General features: G+C 38.9%; 13 protein-coding genes and 5 pseudogenes. 10 read left to right on the top strand and 8 right to left on the bottom strand.

All coding sequences use genetic code 11. The annotated features are described in order from the left end of the window. Positions 1–17 precede the first annotated feature (17 nt). Positions 18–1,019, bottom strand: coding sequence for a P-type conjugative transfer ATPase TrbB (gene trbB / locus MRK00_01950; protein ID MDR4516144.1), 1,002 nt, complete (start codon positions 1,017–1,019; stop codon positions 18–20). Between the two features lie 68 nt (positions 1,020–1,087). Beyond that, the gene (locus MRK00_01945; GenBank protein MDR4516143.1) at positions 1,088–1,471 is read right to left on the bottom strand and encodes a helix-turn-helix domain-containing protein; all 384 of its coding nucleotides are present in this window, start codon (positions 1,469–1,471) and stop codon (positions 1,088–1,090) included. Positions 1,472–1,644: 173 nt separating this feature from the next. On the opposite strand from MRK00_01945, the gene MRK00_01940 reads away from it, so the two are divergent. The 4 genes from MRK00_01940 (at position 1,645) to MRK00_01925 (ending at position 4,751) form a co-directional block, all read left to right on the top strand. Further along, a complete protein-coding gene (locus tag MRK00_01940; GenBank protein ID MDR4516142.1) occupies positions 1,645–2,532 on the top strand; it encodes a ParB/RepB/Spo0J family partition protein in 888 nt (295 codons plus the stop codon). A gap of 5 nt (positions 2,533–2,537) precedes the next feature. Continuing rightward, positions 2,538–2,885, top strand: coding sequence for a conjugal transfer protein TraO (locus MRK00_01935; protein MDR4516141.1), 348 nt, complete (start codon positions 2,538–2,540; stop codon positions 2,883–2,885). Between the two features lie 476 nt (positions 2,886–3,361). Then, positions 3,362–3,811, top strand: a complete 450-nt coding sequence (locus MRK00_01930) for a hypothetical protein (protein MDR4516140.1) — start codon at positions 3,362–3,364, stop codon at positions 3,809–3,811. Positions 3,812–4,151: 340 nt separating this feature from the next. Then, on the top strand, positions 4,152–4,751 hold the full coding sequence (locus tag MRK00_01925) for a hypothetical protein (GenBank protein ID MDR4516139.1): 600 nt from the start codon (positions 4,152–4,154) through the stop codon (positions 4,749–4,751). Between the two features lie 734 nt (positions 4,752–5,485). Here the strand turns inward: MRK00_01925 and MRK00_01920 are convergent. Next, positions 5,486–5,594, bottom strand: a pseudogene (locus tag MRK00_01920) (IS110 family transposase). A 560-nt stretch (positions 5,595–6,154) separates the two neighbouring features. On the opposite strand from MRK00_01920, the pseudogene MRK00_01915 reads away from it, so the two are divergent. After that, a pseudogene (locus MRK00_01915) lies at positions 6,155–6,567 on the top strand (IS481 family transposase). A gap of 197 nt (positions 6,568–6,764) precedes the next feature. On the opposite strand, the gene MRK00_01910 reads toward MRK00_01915, so the two are convergent. Together MRK00_01910 and MRK00_01905 are read right to left on the bottom strand one after the other, a co-directional pair. Beyond that, the gene (locus tag MRK00_01910) at positions 6,765–7,958 is read right to left on the bottom strand and encodes a tyrosine-type recombinase/integrase (GenBank protein ID MDR4516138.1); all 1,194 of its coding nucleotides are present in this window, start codon (positions 7,956–7,958) and stop codon (positions 6,765–6,767) included. A 472-nt stretch (positions 7,959–8,430) separates the two neighbouring features. Continuing rightward, a complete protein-coding gene (locus tag MRK00_01905) occupies positions 8,431–9,264 on the bottom strand; it encodes a hypothetical protein (GenBank protein ID MDR4516137.1) in 834 nt (277 codons plus the stop codon). Positions 9,265–9,516: 252 nt separating this feature from the next. On the opposite strand from MRK00_01905, the gene MRK00_01900 reads away from it, so the two are divergent. Continuing rightward, complete coding sequence (locus MRK00_01900; GenBank protein ID MDR4516136.1) at positions 9,517–10,701, top strand: hypothetical protein; 1,185 nt, start codon at positions 9,517–9,519, stop codon at positions 10,699–10,701. 2 nt (positions 10,702–10,703) lie between these two features. After that, complete coding sequence (locus MRK00_01895) at positions 10,704–11,036, top strand: STAS-like domain-containing protein (GenBank protein ID MDR4516135.1); 333 nt, start codon at positions 10,704–10,706, stop codon at positions 11,034–11,036. A gap of 169 nt (positions 11,037–11,205) precedes the next feature. Here the strand turns inward: MRK00_01895 and MRK00_01890 are convergent, their stop codons facing one another. Further along, positions 11,206–12,417: an IS256 family transposase gene (locus MRK00_01890; protein ID MDR4516134.1), complete on the bottom strand. Its 1,212-nt coding sequence runs from the start codon at positions 12,415–12,417 to the stop codon at positions 11,206–11,208. Positions 12,418–12,518: 101 nt separating this feature from the next. Here MRK00_01890 and MRK00_01885 point away from each other — a divergent pair, with 101 nt between their 5' ends. Then, complete coding sequence (locus tag MRK00_01885; GenBank protein MDR4516133.1) at positions 12,519–13,073, top strand: hypothetical protein; 555 nt, start codon at positions 12,519–12,521, stop codon at positions 13,071–13,073. Positions 13,074–13,097: 24 nt separating this feature from the next. On the opposite strand, the pseudogene MRK00_01880 reads toward MRK00_01885, so the two are convergent. After that, positions 13,098–13,895 (bottom strand): annotated as a pseudogene (locus MRK00_01880) (replication endonuclease). Positions 13,896–14,068: 173 nt separating this feature from the next. Here MRK00_01880 and MRK00_01875 point away from each other — a divergent pair. Continuing rightward, positions 14,069–14,407 (top strand): annotated as a pseudogene (locus tag MRK00_01875) (transposase). A 14-nt stretch (positions 14,408–14,421) separates the two neighbouring features. On the opposite strand, the gene MRK00_01870 reads toward MRK00_01875, so the two are convergent. Continuing rightward, a protein-coding gene (locus tag MRK00_01870) for an IS5 family transposase (GenBank protein ID MDR4516132.1) occupies positions 14,422–15,179 on the bottom strand; the annotation gives its coding sequence in 2 pieces (ribosomal slippage) (positions 14,422–14,828 and positions 14,828–15,179; 759 coding nt in all). A gap of 71 nt (positions 15,180–15,250) precedes the next feature. Here MRK00_01870 and MRK00_01865 point away from each other — a divergent pair. Continuing rightward, positions 15,251–16,336: pseudogene (locus MRK00_01865) on the top strand (IS1182 family transposase). The last annotated feature ends 244 nt before the right edge of the window (positions 16,337–16,580 follow it).

Genomic DNA, 16,580 nt, shown 5'->3' with positions numbered 1-16,580 from the left:
TAACTCCTCAAACAGTATTACAATCGCCGGGTCTGGTAATTCCCTCTTTTAAAACCGTAGACTTCAAGTATTTCGTGCACCTGTCTGCCATGCTTTGTACGAGCGATATGGATTACCACATCGACCGCTTCTGCGATGAGCGGCTTGATTTCAGCAGGTGCGTGGTTGTTTCTTGAAATGAGTGATTCCAGGCGCGTCAGGCCGGACAAAGCATCATTCGCATGCAACGTGGCAGCACCGCCTTCATGACCTGTATTCCAGGCATCGAGCAAATCAAGGGCTTCAGCACCTCGGACTTCACCGACGAGTATGCGATCAGGGCGCATGCGCAGTGTTGTTTTGAGTAACTGCGTCATGTCGACATCGAGTGTGGTGTGATACTGCACAAAATTCCGGGCAGCACATTGAATCTCGCCGGTATCTTCCAGAATAAAAATACGCTCATCCGGATCGTTGAGCACCATCTCAAAGATGATGGCGTTGATCAATGTCGTCTTGCCCGAACCGGTGCCTCCAATTACTAGGATATTGCGATGTTCGTGAACAGCTTGTTTGATGACATTGCTGTGTTTGGGAGACAGCACGCTGTTTTCGACATATTGATCAAGCGTAAATATGGCAACCGCTTTTTTACGGATGGCGAAAGTGGGGGAGGTAACGACCGGTGGCAGTTGTCCGGCAAAACGGGAATTGTCGAGTGGAAATTCGCCTTCGATAATCGGATTGAACCGGGTGACTTCCTTGCCGTGATATCCGGCAACGGTCTTGATAACCGCCTCAGCCTGTGCAGGCTGAAGATTGCCGATACAGGTGATCTTTTGGCCGAGCTTCTCCTGCCAGATACGCCCGTCGGCATTGACCATGATTTCCACCGTATCCGGGTCTTGCAGGGCAGATACGATTTCACGGGCATCGCGCTCTAACTTGCGTTTGGCGCGTTCCTTGACCGACATCGCCGACATGGACGATGAGGGTGCATTTTGAGAATCGGATATCGTTGATACTGATGTGTCTTGCATGGCTATATTTACACCGTTCAGTACATATTATGTGTAACAATATAACCATTCCAATGATATTGCAAGTATTATTTTATCGTTTTTTTTATTTTTTGTATCATTTTTTTGTTTGCCGTATCCCACTGCTTGACCTGAAACGCCTGAAAATCATTGAGTACAGCATGTATTCTCTGATATCCATTGGGCAGATCAGAAAATTTGTATTTTGAAGACGGCAGCAATGCCGCCAATTCCTCGTCACTTTCCTCGTTAACTTCCAGAAGAAGCGGCAACGGTGTTTCCAGCGCATCGGCAATGGATTCCATAATCCTGAGAGACGGATTGCCTCTATCCAGGGTGAGATCTTGCATGAACGATAAAGAAATACCCGATTTCTCAGCCAGTTGTTTTTTGGTCATCCCCTTTTCATCGAGAATGCGCAAAATATTTGTCAGTAGAATTTGATTGTACAAAGATACTCCAAAGTGTTTGTGTCAGTACGTTTAGCCGCTAATTGGCAGCCTAAGCATTTACATAAATGATACAATAAACCATTATGCTATAGGTGGTATACTCATTGCTTAATCAAACAGGATTTAGTCATACTATAATTCTCAAAATCTGATTTTATAATTATAAGGACAAAATGTCTGATTCATCACACGCCGCAAAACCATCGGAATTACCCATTAACCTCATCGATGAAGACACGGAGCAGCCCAGAACCATTTTTGATGAAAAAACCCTCAATGAACTTGCAGCTACCATCAAGCTTCGCGGCGTAAAAACGCCGATATCTGTACGTCCCAATCCCGCCAAAAAGGGTCGCTACCTCATCAATCATGGTGCAAGACGTTACCGCGCATCGAAGATTGCAGGCAAAAAAACAATACCGGCTTTTATTGATTCCGACTATACCCACGCCGATCAGGTTATTGAAAATATTCAACGTGACAACCTGACTTCACGTGAGATTGCGGATTTTATCGGGCGCGAACTTGCCGGTGGAAAATCCTATGGAGAAATTTCTGCACAAATTGGCAAATCCAAATCGTATATTTCCCAGCATGTCACTTTACTGGATTTGCCACCGCTGATCTCTGATCTGGTGAATAGCGGCAGAATTAAAGACATCACCGTCATCAACGAACTCGTCAAGGTTTACCGAAAACATCCCCAGGAAATCGCTTTATGGTTAAAAAACGAAGATCAGGAGATTACACGGAGTACAATTAAACTGATTCGAGAATGCTTGATAAGTATAGAAGGTGTTAAAAAAAACAAGCCGGATGATTCCGGAACACACTCCGATGGAACTCTCACATCCAGGCAGGATTTAAATGAAGCACCCAAAAAGGAAGTTCTGTTAGGAAGAACCGATTCCCTGGAAATGCTGTTCAACCAGTTTTATCAAAATTTCAGAAAAAGTACGAATACAGAAAAGATATTTAATCAGCTAACAATGACAGAAAGAAAGCAGTTGGGTACGTTACTCAACAAAATCCTCCGCCTTGCCAATGATTACCGCGGATGATTGACATGAAACAGAGATTGCTTGTAATGAATGGACAAAAACTCGTACAGAACGAAGCCGATGGGGAATGGAAAACAATTAAAGTAACCAAGGCTCCTAACTTAAAAGCTGGTATCTACAATATCTATTTGGCGAAAGAAGCTGAAACAACAAACCACAGCTATGAAGGTTTGATAGTACACATTGACAAAGACTTCTTTTACCAAAAATCCGGAAGTGAATTTATAAGACACCCATCCAAATATTTTTTAAAACTGCCGGAAATCGGTAAAAATATTACTGTTCAGTATGACAATGAAGCTACACAAACTAACGAAACTATGTCCACCAAAACTAGAAAACTTTCTCATTAAGGACATAATTTAATTGTACGGATGACGAGTTGTAGCGCTTGATGTCTGCTTGTCAATTAGTGTTGAATTTTAGCCAGTTTTATTGATAAATCAGCATCATATATTATCATTATTGCTCTGTAAGTTATTGTTGATAAGGATAATGATTCTTATGATCTAGGGTTTGAATTGGAAATTTAACATGCTGCTTGATAAAGTAGGACATCCATTTAGTTCAAAAATAGGTAAATTTTCGGCGCTTTATTTTGACACTAGCGAGTGAGGGATGAGGGATGATGGATTATTGGGGGACATAAACTATGCTAGAATTCCCGATGGAATAAAGATTCGGATTTTTCTGGATATTTGATGACTGAAGGAAAAGTTTGCCAGTTGTTACATTGATACTATCAAGATTACTTAAGTTAAGCTTAATTAGTATTTATCCAAGACTGAATATAAAAATAAATTTTTGAATATAAAGGTAATTTAGTGTTATGGATTTTATAAGTGTCGATGAGGCAAAGTCTCGAACACTGATGTCTTGTGTGAGGAATTTTCCTGTTGCTCTTCTTTGGTCGGCAACTGTCATGCTTGGTATCCTCAGCGCTGAGTATATCCAAGAATTGTTTGAGTTAGCAGAAGTTTTTTTAACTGGTTCGGAAGAAAAAAATGATGGCCTCGCAGAATTTCTGCAAAGAAAAGTAGAACTGGCATCAATTAGTTTCTTGTCACTATTACTTTTGATTGAGCTAGTATCTTGCTTTGATCATATTCCTAAAAGTTTACGAAGATTCCTGGTTGCCTTTTCTCTTGTAGGGATATTTATGAGTGGGGCGGCATTAAAAGCTCCAGAATTAGTTATTCCTAATATTTTTGTTATTTTTTTTATCGTCCCTTTAACGCTTTATCGGGTGATTATATTGATAAGTGTTGATCGCAGATAACTTTTTTATGGCGCTAGGTGTTGATGATAATATAGTGTTTAAATATTTGAGATAAATTTTTTTAAACATAAGGCTGGTTGAGGAATTCGGGTTTTTTAATAAATATGATATATACTACCTCTTTATAGGTTTTATTGTTGTTTTTATGCCACAGATTTTGTTTATAATTTATAAAGTGGTATTTCACACAAGTTATATATCTACGTTTTTGTAATAATTGTGTTTTTGGTTTTGGGTGAATTTCATTCTTTTCTTGAATTCAAGACGAGAAGTAATTTGTTTTACAATAAATTGAACTTTTGATAGCGAGTGATCTACTCGCTGAGACATGGAATAAACTATGTTGACAATTCTTGAACTATTTTTGCTCATTATCGCTATCGGTAGTATAGCGTTTATCATGCTATATCATGTATATATCAAAGGGCATTTTGAGTTAAAAAATGGAAAATTTCTTAATATTTACAGTGCTCCAGTTTTTTTAAAAGCAAATTGTGGTGTTTTTAAGCAACAAAAAAATGGAGTTTCTGTGGATCCAGTAACTTGGGATGATGTCTCTAAAGCAAATGAGAAAAATATAAATGATGCAGATATTCGCAAATTCATTAGCAAACATCCTCACAAATATGTGTTTGTCCCCGAAGAAATAAATGAAGAGAATGCTTCCAATTATCAGCTTGTTATGGCAGATGGTGATTCAATGAAGAGCAAAGGCATAAACGATTGCGATATGGTTTGGATAAAAAAACGCCCGGAAACACCATACGAGATTGGAGATATTGTACTTATAGCTCGAAAAAACAATGGCAACATAGAATTTAAAATGAGGGAGTTGCTGAAAAATAAAGGGGCGGGAGATTGGGAAACATGTTGTGGACTTAATAACGATAAGAACACTCATAAAGAACAATATTTTTTAGGTAAGGCATTGTTGCAATAAGTCGCACAGATTGCTAATTCTAGAATACTTAAAAGCCAAACATAATCACCTGGTTTTTCGGTGGCCGCCCATCGCCAACAGGTTATATTTGGCATTCTTGGGCTTATGCATTGTTGTATAAATTCAAAAGAGGGAAAGTGGTTTGTTGTCGGAAGGAGGACGATCAAGAAGCGTATGCGAACCCAACTTCTAGAGATCAAGCATTCGCCTCGTAAGCGTTTCACATGCCAATACCTGAAACTGACGTATGGTTAAGGCGAATCCTTACGGGTCACTTGAACTACTGCGCTGTTCCAGGAAATGGCGGCAGTTTATACAGTAGTGTATACATGGACACCTACGGTATGACGAGCTTTCAATTAATGTTTGAGCAGGTAAAGATTGCAGCCTTACATCCGGATTTGATGTGAAGTATATTGCTTCTGTTCCTAATGGAATACGCTGGTCGGGGTTCTACCTTTTTTGCGCACTAAGTGTGCTTGTCACACTCCGAACTTTCCCAACCGCGGTCTAACCAATTTCGCCAACATGTCATGATTGTCCGTGCAATCTGCAGTAGTTTATCTCCTTAAACTCGTTTTCGATGTGACATTACCAATACACTTTTATTTGGCCACCTTGATCAGGCTTTAGCAGCGGATGCTGCCGAAGTGTGATTGGGGTGGTATTTAGTGTTTCTGGCAAGTAACTCCTAAATATTGCGAGCATTTTTGTTCGCCGGGCAAAAACCTTGCCATACCATTCCGGCGCAATTGTTTGCGCAACACAATTTTACTGCGGTCATCAAGGCCGTGAATCTGAAACACTTCTTTCTAGACCAATGCCAATTGTTGTAATCCTCATGTGGGACGCTCCTTTCTTATTTAGTCGACCCTTAAATACTCCCAAGCATTTGATATCAATCACAAATATATTTTCTTGTACTGATCAAATCAACCGAAAAATGTTACAATAAGCACTTATTTCTGGTTGAAATCACTAGTGTCCCGTTAACCGAAGCCAATATTTGTTGCAACATATTGATATAAAATGTCATTTTTATTCAAAAAATCGCTTGAGACATGGAAATGTTTTTCTTTTCTATATCAATTGGTTAATGCCCTTAACGGGACAGCAGTGGGTTGAAATGGTGATTTATCGATGCTCACACCCAGTAAAACTTTTCATAAACCGAGTTTGTTTGAAACTGACCTGTCAATGCGTCACTACTTTGGCACTTTGATGCCGTTTAGGGTGGTTGGCGTCCAATCCATTACTTTTAGTGCACTATTTGGTGCATTTTTGCTCTGTTATAGACATTTGAGGCTAATTTATATATTATTGTTAAGCGAATCTTGTGGAATTAGAAAAACTAATTGTGAATATAAGAATGCTAACTCCTCGCTTGTTATTGATGCCTGTTGTCAACAATCGATACCTACAGCCAAATCACATTGGCTAAATTTTATACGACAAAAACACCGATTACAGCAGCCGATATGCTTAACGATAAAGTCTTGTCGTTCTTTGAGCAGTATGAGCTTCCCTTGTTACGTGTGCTAACCGATCGAGGGACTGAATACTGTGGCACAACAGAACGCCATGATTATCAACTATACCTGGTGCTCAACGATATCGACCATACCAAAATAAAAGTCAAATCACCACAAACTAACGGTATCTGTGAACGTTTCCATAAAACCGTTCTGCTGGAATTTTATCAGATTGCATTACTATAATAATGAACGCACGCACACACCAAGGCAAAATGTGTTGCGGAAGAACACCGATGGATACGCCCATTGATGGCAAAAAATTTGGTAAGAAATTTTACTGAATTGGCCTGACAGTCACTTCCGATAAATCGGTAACTTTCAGACAGATTTGAATTGCTACAATTTATTAGAAGCTAACAAATTAGTGTCCCTTTCGGGGATGGTTGAAACCCCTCGCCTTATAAGCGAGGGTTGTTTAGTTTACAATGAATTGTTTTTAATGAGTTTTATGATGCTAGAGGTTTTGCAAAGGTCTCGGTTATTTCTTTTTCTTAAATTGCACAATTTCACCTGGTTTTGTTAGCCCGCCAGCTGCAAGCATAGCGCTTGTGGCCGTATTCACCGAGTTTCTAACCGGATCAAGATCAAGTCGCGCATAAATCGCCGTTGTGTTTTGATTCTTATGATTAAGAGATTTGCCAATAATCGCCAGTGATGCGCCGGTCTTTGCTTGCCAGCTTCCCAGTGTGCGCCTTAAGTCATGAAGTCGCAAATCTTTTATTCCTGCACGTTTTAATATGCGCTCCCATCCTTTTCTTGGTTCCTGAAGATGTCCTGATTTGCCGATACCGGGGAAAACAAATTCACTATCATCTGATTTTCGGTTTTGCAAAACCTCAGCCGCTTCAGGTGAAAGTGTTACCGTTTGGGGTGTATTGTTTTTTGTTGCTTCTATACGCCATTCAGCTCGGTCAAAGTTAATATCACTCCATCTCATCGAGCAGACATTTGATCTGCGTGCACCGGTTAATAGCGAAATTAAAACATAATCTCTAATCGTTCCATTTGGCTCTTCTGAAAGCGCCTGAAAGAATCTTGGCAGTTCATCACTTTGAATGAATCGGTCTCGACTTTTTTCTTTGTTACGCCTGATCCCAATAGCAGGGTTGTTTTCCCAAAGTCCTGCTGATATTGCCCATCCAAAAACACTTGAAATTAAGGCCAATATTCTGTTGGCAGCAATTGGTCCTGATTTTGTTGTTATATTGTTATGAAGTAGCGACACTGTTGCTCGACTAATTTCTGACAACTTTTTTTTGCCCAAATGTTTTTCAACATGTTTTTTATAATTATCCAGATCATCCGCCCACGTTTTTTTCTTTGGTTTGGAGTGTCTTTCTAAATATTCGGTAAATAAATCACAGAAATGAAATTCTGATTTCAATTTGCGTTTAGCTTCGGCCGGGCTTTTGCCATCAGCTATAATCAAATTGATTTCCATGGTTTTTCGCCTTGCTTGATCAATCGTCATGTCGGGGTGGCGTCCCAGCGTTATACGTTCAGGATTGCCACTTTTTATACGTTTAAAGACGCTGAAAGTTTTTATGCCCGTCGATGATATGCGTAAGTGCAAACCGCTCACCTTTGTGTCATGATACGTGTCGCGCTTGCCTTTTTGTGGTAAGGGTAGGGTATCAATCTCCGCTTTTGTAAAGTTGAATTTTTTGGTCATGGTAAATTGGGGTTACACCGGGGTTACATTCCAGGTGCATTTTAGTGCATTTATATCAATATGTGCAAATGCTAAATTTGCCCTTAACGCCTTGTTGCATAAAGATTCGCATATTTATATAAATTTTCATAAATACAGATAAATACAAAGAATTGGTGATTTGTAATCAGAAGGTCCCGAGTTCGATTCTTGGTGTCGGCACCAATAAATTCAATAAGTTACACAAAATAACAAAAAAATAATTTATTTGTGTAGACGCTATGTAGACAGAAGATTGAAATAAGTTACGGAAAGAAAATTACTACTGAGAAATTGGTTATTGAGTCAATTAAATTTGTAACCAGGTGCATCAAAAATCAGTATCTTGGCATCGGAATCATAATTCGTATTTTCAGCTTTCTGCAAAGCTTTATTGAAATGACTTTATATTTATTAATTACAGTTAGCTGTAGACAATTTGTTGGTAGATCTCTTAAGTACTTTTTATTCGTTTAACTACCTGATTCATTGTATAGTGAACGAATTGAGATCCTAGCTCTGTAAGCTGATACTGCTTAGTGTCTTCAAACGCCGATTCCATAGTCCTTGAACTATTATTTCTATTTTTGCCTTTCGTGCTTTGTTTGACAAAATGGCCATCATATGTTGTTTCACGATATTGACGAATAACGCCACCAGTACTCAAGTCACGGATCAACAACTTAAATAGATCAGCTTCGGCACTATCTTCGCGTGGAACAATTTTGCTAACTGATTGCCAAATACCAAGACGTGTAACGCCTGGATGCTGATAAATCGCACGAATAACTTTAAAATGAATTTCATGATATTGATCCAACCAATCATTGAAAAGTCTTACTTGATCGTCAGGGCAAAGATGCGAAGCGGCGGCATTAGATATTAGATTAACTACATATTCTCTTTTTTCTTTAGTTTCCGCATTATCCCAAGAGTGAAATGCTCTACGAACAAGACTCAAATATTTTTCAGATTGAATGCGCTCGTCAAATTCTTCTGGAATTGATTCAAGTCTTCCAGCCATTTCGTCTAATGCAATCATAAGTTGCTCTATCTTAGATTTATGAACTTTTAGCCATTCTTCATATAATTGGTTTACATTTCCTTGTTCATTTTCGCCATGAGTTGCTGATCCAGAGGTTAAAAGACTTCCAATCCATGGAATGGCGCTCATTGCATTAGCAACAACACGACAATATTTTTGCCACTTATTCCTGTTCTTTATTAACTCTAAGTCGTATGCAATGAACTCTTCTGATCTAATTATATTAAAATGTTTTTCTCCCATACTTTAACCATAAATTTGTAGCATTAAATAAACATAACCTAACACAAAATATTAAATTAGGAGTTGAGATTATAAGCTTGATTTCTAAAATCTTTTTACTGTTAGCACAATATTGCCATCAAATGTAAAATACAAATCATAGGTTTTTGTAATCTTTGAATAACAGAACTCTTCACTTTACCTAAATGCAAAAATGAAATAGCAGTTATTTTATGTCGTTGTATTAATTTTTTTAAAAATGACTACAAACTTGTGAAGAAAATACCCAGGAAACTACAGAATTACTTAAAAAAGAAAAATAAAAGTATTCTAAGAAAAATAAAGCTTGAATCAAATTATTTAAAATCTATAGCTTATAGAAAGAAGCGTATTGAAAAAAAATTTATATACGATACTTCTATTCAGGCCTTAAGAAAAAAGAAGAAAAAATTTCAAACGAAGTTTTATAAAAAAATAAAATTTGATTCTAAATTTTTGCCAATTGTAATTGATGGACATTTTGGTTTAGAAAAAAATTTTGATGAATTTATTAAAATATCTTCTTCTTTTATTGATTCTCAATCAAAATTGATACTTTTCAATTTAGATAAATGCACACGGATTTGGCCGACTGCGGTAACTTTATTATGTTCCTTCAAACAATGGACAGAAATAACAGCAAAAGAGGGCTATATACCGTCTTTATCATCGACTGAGCCACAAGATGAAACTGTTAATTCATATCTACAACATTGTGGATTTTACGATTATGTTAATGTAGAAGAAGATGTGAGTAAAAATAATGCAATAGCATATGATGATGAAATAGTCAAAATAAAAAGGGAAAAAAAACCATCAGAAATTAAATCCAGAGAAGATGCAATTTGTCGTGTACTTGAGAAATATAGTTTATTAACAGAAGACCAAATTGAGATTTTTGATTGTATTGTATTGATTGAGGCCTTTAATAATGTAACTGAACATGGACATAGCCATAAGGATGATGGTTGGTGGACACTTACCCAATATCATAAAAGAACTGGAATAATTTCTTTATGTCTCGCTGATAATGGTATAGGTATTAAAAATTCATTACAAACAGGGCCGCAAGGAATTGAAATAAAGAAAGAAATTAGAAGCGATGATGACGGAAAATATATTTTAATGGCATTAAAAGAAAATATAAGTGGTGCAATAAGAGCTTCAATTAAAGACGCTAAAGGAAAACTACCGTTTACAAAACGCTTTTCAAAAGGTTCGCGTAGAGGAAATGGTTTAAATAGGATAGTAGAAGCCTGCTTAGAGTGTGGAATAGGGATTAATCTTCTATCACAAAGAGGCTATTTAAGTATTAATTCACAAGGAAAAATAATGAAATCTGGAACTGCAAATTCACGTATTTTTGCTGGAACACTATATCATTTTGTTATTCCAGCAAAAAAGATACTTGAGAATTAGACATGAAGTATGTTGATGTAGGTAAAGAATTTTCTTCCAGCCTAACTAATAGAGATGAATATCAAAGAGATGGAAAATTTACTGGGCTAGATTTTCGAACAAAATTTCTAAATGGACTAGATGATAAAGAACAATGGGAAAATGATAATGTATTCATTACATTAGATTTTGGAAATGTGAAAAGAGTTGGGCCCTCCTGGTCTAATGAAGTATTTGCATATTTCACAAAATTTGGAAAAAAAGAACATATTCTTAAAAAAATAAAATTAGAGAATATAAGTCGAGTGAAATTAGCAATAATTATGAAAGAAATAGAAACTGGTTATAACCAATAATTACGTTTTTACAAAATTGACAAAATCCGAGGGTGTTCAAAATTCTGTGTCAGTTTGCCAATCACCTAACGCGCTTCGCTTGTTGACCACTGAAACCGGTGACCGATCGACACAATTCGTGTCGATACGCTAACCAGTTTCAGCGGTGACATAAAAATCTGTATTAAATTCATAAATCCAACGCCGCATCCAAACGACCCTCAAAATATATCGCTAACTGGGATAATGTCAAATTCCAGTTCTGTATCGGCATCGTCCATTTCTTGCTGGCATTTTTAATTCCGACATACAGTAGCTTTAGTAGACTGTTTTCATTCGGAAATCCACCTTTGGTTTTTGTCAGTTTGCGAAATTGGCGATGTACGGCCTCAATGGTGTTGGTTGTATAAATCACACGGCGTATCGGTTCAGGATATTTGAAGTATACCGATAAATTTTCCCATTTGTTGCGCCAGGATTGAATCACGATGGGATACTGTTTTCCCCATTTGGCTTCCAATGCATCAAGCGCATCTTCAGCTGCATCAATGGTCGGCGCTTTGTATACCGGTTTCAGGTCAGCCATGAATGCTTTTTGATTTTTTGACGCCACATATTTCATCGAATTGCGGATTTGATGAATAATGCATAACTGAACCTCGGTTTCTGGAAAAATACTGTTGATTGCCTCAGGAAAACCCACGAGTCCATCAACGGCGGCAATAAGGATATCCTGTACGCCACGGTTATTTAAATCTGTCAGTACGGAAAGCCAAAACCGGGCGCCTTCGCTTTCCGATACATACAACCCTAGTACTTCCTTCTTTCCTTCAATGTTTAAGCCAAGTACGGTATAAACTGCCTTGCTGACATACCGGCCATCGTCTTTCACTTTGTGATGTATGGCATCCAGCCACACGAACGGATAGTGACTATCCAATGGCCGTTGCTGCCATTCCCTAAGCTCCGGAATAAGCTTGTCAGTGACTGCACTGATCGTCGCCGATGAAACGTCAATGCCGTATATCTCGGCAATATGCCCAGAGATATCCTGATAGCTGGAGCCCAACGCAAATAACGATAGAATTTTGCGTTCGATTTCATCGGTAAGATGAGTCTGATGCTTTTTAACCAACTGAGGTTCAAATGTACCGTTGCGGTCTCTGGGTGTTTCCAGTTGAAAACTACCTGATGCTGATTTTACAGTCTTTGGCGTCGTGCCATTCTTCCGGTTCTGTTCATCCCCGGATTTGATATGCTGTTCAAGTTCCGCCGCCAATGCAGCTTCAGTGAGTTGTTTGATCAATGGCGTTAATATGCCATCTTTTCCATTCAAATTCCGCCCCGCTTTCAAGGATTCCAAGGCTTCTTCAAAATCAAATTGCACTGTAGTCTTGTTCATTCGTCACTCCTATAAAATTTAATACTAAAGGAATGACACAGAATTTCTAATACTCCCCAAAATCCAAAACTATAGCATTATCAGTTCTTTTAATTATTTTTTTGCAGATATTATTTATTTTTTTTATTGGCTATCTTTATTCTATACATACCTGCAAGAAAATATCTGTATTTACATTAACTGAGTGGCAACAAATAGCAATTATTTCTTATGGTGGTATTGGAATTACTCTTGGATTTTTATATTTTGTATTAAAGATAATTATCGATACAGAAAATGCCAAGAAAGATAGGATTAGGAATAGGTTATTATATATTCACGAAGAATTAATTCAGACTGACAAGTTAATTGAACAGATATTAAATTTTCAAATAAATGATGAAAATGAGCTAAAAAAAATTCGATTTGAAATCAATAAAAAATTTTCCTTATTAATAAATAATTATATTGAAAATAATGATAAATTAATAGGTTTTACAAATGAAGAGCTTGATAGCATCATTGCTGTTCATTCATTTGTTGATAAAAGCAAAATCATATCCAATGAAGAATTAAATTCACTCAAAGAATCAAACGTATCAGCTGAGCGTCTAGATTACTTAGATGTATTTTTAGAAGCAACAACTATGTGCATGCAAAAATTAGAAAATTTATAAAAAAATAATCACTTAGAACATCTATCACGTACAGTTATTAACAGAACTCCAAGGCGGCTGCGCCGCAAATGTGTCCTCGCGGTCGCTGACGCTCCCACTCGGACTCTTTGCGGCATGCCGATTCATTGATTCAGTACCCACTGAACATCTTTCAATGCGCCATTGATGCAAGCGTGTCGGCAGTTGAATGGAGTCGGTTTCTACGCCACAGATTTTTTGTCCTATCGGATCGCCATACTTGCCTGGTTCCATGCAATCTTCTTTCATTAGCCGGATCGGGTTATCTTTTCGTTTGGCAGATGTGCCGCCCATTAACTGTATAAACTTCCACCATTCGTTTTCGTCGGCTGCCTGCTGTGCTTGTAGCAGGATGCCTTCAGGTGCACTGTTAATTCTGCGCAATTCTCGCCAAATACTGACCGGTGCGCCGCCAATTTGCTGAAATTGCCGGATTCCCCAGGTGGACGCCCAGGCTTCAACCCGTTCGGCTGCTTCCTGTATCGGGTTGCCGTCAATGTCTTTTTCAAGGCCGTGGCCGTCGATATTTTTTGATATGTATTTGGCGATATAGCCTACTGCTGTGCCTTTGCTTTTATCAATAGTAACAGCTTTGAATCGGTGCTCACTTGCGCCGGGTTCGTTGCCATCGGTTTGCAGTGCGTAACGACAGATAATTTCTCGAACTTTTGCTGTATGTTCAGGTGGCATAAATAGCAGGATGTGCCAGTGTGGTGTGCCGTCATGTTGCGGCTTTGCAATTCGAAAGCCATAGGGTTGTATATTCTCACGATCCAGTTTTGCACGGATTCTGGCCCAGACCTTATTGAGATGTTCTTGTGCCTGTTCCGGTGTGGTGCCGTCGTATTTGGGATTTTGTTCGCAGCTTTTGGATAACTGTCAAATTTCACCCTAATGGAGCCACCCGTTTTCGGCCCAGACTGTGTGAAAACCCAATTGGTTATATAATTATACTTTCCAGTTAATTGGAGTATTCCATGAGTAGGTTCATTGAGGGCGAAGCACGGACTCAAGCTACTTTGTTTCCAGAAATACTCGACGATTACATTGCAGAAGAAAATGCCGTTCGAGTAATTGATGTATTTATTGACAGCATTGATCTGTCAGGCATGGGCTTCAAAACGGAACCCAAATTCACCGGTCGACCGTCTTATCATCCGGCAACCATGCTAAAGCTCTATGTCTACGGCTATCTTAACCGAATTCAATCAACTCGTCGCCTGGAACGTGAAGCTGGACGCAATGTTGAGCTGATGTGGCTACTTGGTCGTTTGGCACCTGACTTCAAAACCATTTCTGATTTTCGTAAAAACAATACTAGAGAGTGTCGTCACGAGATACTAGCCCAAATAGCGATGCATCGTATATGGACAGCCGCCAGAAACGATGCAGCATTCTTCGCATATCGTGTTGCAATGCCTCTCCAACGCTTTAGATGTAAGAATGCATTTTCCACTAAATGTCGATATTGGTATAAGTTTTTATCATGATTACGCGGGCGAATACGATTTTTCTTCGATGGAATTACTGGTTCTATTTGTTTAGTCTCACAGTGTTCAACTATCTCATTGGTATCATAAGCCCGATCAGCCAACAAATAGTCGGCATTGATGCCTCTGATTAATTCAACAGCTTGTGTACAATCCGCTGTGGTACCGTCTGTAATAAACATTCGGACCGGCATACCATGCGCATCCACGGCCAGGTGTAATTTCGTGTTGAGCCCCCTTTTGTGCGATTCATCGCTTGGTTCCCGCCTTTCGCGCCAGATGCATGCGGATGTACTTTAATATGACTGGCATCAATCATTAACCATTCGTAGTCCGGATCATTGACCAGTAATTCCAGTAACTTTTCCCAAACCCCTTTGTCCCGCCATCGGCAAAATCGTCGATGCGTGTTCTTCCAGTCGCCGTAATCCGGCGGCAAATCCCGCCAGGGTGCGCCCGTACGTAAAATCCAGAATACCGCGTTGATAAACTGACGATTATCTTTTGCAACACCTCCCCACGATCGCCCTGGCAAATGGGGTTCCAGTAACGACCAGACATGATCTGACAGATCATGTCTACGATGAGCTTCTGACATATTATTACCATTTATAATAATCACTTACAGCATAATTATATAGTAATTTCTAACTTGTGACGACACTATCTAAGGCGATACGTTTAGTCTGCCGTGATTTTGTGATGGTTTGCCGCAAACTGGATTTATTTAGCGACGCATTTGTTGCCATTGATGGTAGTAAGTTCAAAGCCGTGAACAATTGTGACCGAAACTTTACTCGCGCCAAATTAAAGCGCCGACTGGAACAGATTGATGAGAGCATTGACCGGTATCTGGCTCAGATGAATAGTGTTGATCGACAGGAAACCACTATAGCAAAAGACAAAACTGAGCGGCTTGAAAATAAGATAACCAAGCTCAAGAAAGAAATACAACGACTCAATAAAATCGAAGAGCAGCTGCTCGCTACACCCGATAAACAAATATCACTGACTGATCCAGATGCACGCTCCATGATAACGCGTGGGTCTGGCATAGTGGGCTACAACGTACAGACTGCAGTAGATACAAAACATCATCTAATCGTTGCGCATGAGGTAACCAATGTCGGCAATGATCGTGCGCAATTGGCGAATATGGCTATGCAGGCAAAAGAAGCAATGGCAACTGATGAACTGGCCGTTGTCGCCGATCGAGGTTACTTTAACGGTAAAGAAATAAAGGCGTGTGAAGACGCCGGTATTCAAATTTATCTCCCAAAATGTGAAACATCTGGCAATCAAGCCAAAGGTCTTTTCGGTAAGCGTGACTTTATTTATAAACCTGAAGATGATGAGTATGAGTGTCCTGCCGGTGAACGCGCCATCTATCGATTTTCATGCGAAGATAAAGGAAAGTTGATCAGGCGATATTGGTCATCGGCATGTATTAATTGTTCGATAAAATCACAATGTACAACTGGGGAAAATCGGCGCATCAGTCGATGGGAGCATGAGGCTGTACTTGATACTGTCGAGGATCGAATTAACAAAGAGCCCGAACGAATGACGGCAAGAAGAAATACAGCCGAACATCCATTTGGGACAATAAAATTATGGATGGGCTATACACATTTTCAGACGAGAACCCTAGAACGTGTCAGTGCGGAGATGAGTCTGCATGTTCTGGCTTATAATTTGAAGCGCGTGATTAATATTATGGGAATCGGAACATTAATCAAGGCATTGCAGGCGTAATGCCTGTATTTGCCTATAAAAAGGTCTTCGCTCAATGTTTTACAGAGACTTCTGACGAAATGTCTTCAAAGAATGCATAGCCGCAAAATAATGATGATGGCTGGTTCTAACCGCTTAGATCATTTTTAAGCACCACTATGATTGCAAGATTGGCTACAAAAACACGGATTTTGAGTTTTCACACAGTCTGGGCCAAAACCGGTCAGTTATTTTCTTTTAATAAATTACTTATGAGAAATGATCA

The organism is Nitrosomonas sp., assembly GCA_031316255.1.
Classification (GTDB): domain Bacteria; phylum Pseudomonadota; class Gammaproteobacteria; order Burkholderiales; family Nitrosomonadaceae; genus Nitrosomonas.
Note: the sequence above shows the minus strand (reverse complement) of the source record. Positions and strands in the feature narration are given on the sequence as shown.

Coding starts and splice junctions, on each gene's coding strand:
- MRK00_01940 (MDR4516142.1), top strand. CDS start 1,645: ATGTCTGATTCATCACACGCCGCAAAACCATCGGAATTACCCATTAAC.
- MRK00_01910 (MDR4516138.1), bottom strand. CDS start 7,958: ATGACCAAAAAATTCAACTTTACAAAAGCGGAGATTGATACCCTACCC.
- MRK00_01905 (MDR4516137.1), bottom strand. CDS start 9,264: ATGGGAGAAAAACATTTTAATATAATTAGATCAGAAGAGTTCATTGCA.
- MRK00_01925 (MDR4516139.1), top strand. CDS start 4,152: ATGTTGACAATTCTTGAACTATTTTTGCTCATTATCGCTATCGGTAGT.
- MRK00_01890 (MDR4516134.1), bottom strand. CDS start 12,417: ATGAACAAGACTACAGTGCAATTTGATTTTGAAGAAGCCTTGGAATCC.
- MRK00_01935 (MDR4516141.1), top strand. CDS start 2,538: ATGAAACAGAGATTGCTTGTAATGAATGGACAAAAACTCGTACAGAAC.
- trbB (MDR4516144.1), bottom strand. CDS start 1,019: ATGCAAGACACATCAGTATCAACGATATCCGATTCTCAAAATGCACCC.
- MRK00_01895 (MDR4516135.1), top strand. CDS start 10,704: ATGAAGTATGTTGATGTAGGTAAAGAATTTTCTTCCAGCCTAACTAAT.
- MRK00_01930 (MDR4516140.1), top strand. CDS start 3,362: ATGGATTTTATAAGTGTCGATGAGGCAAAGTCTCGAACACTGATGTCT.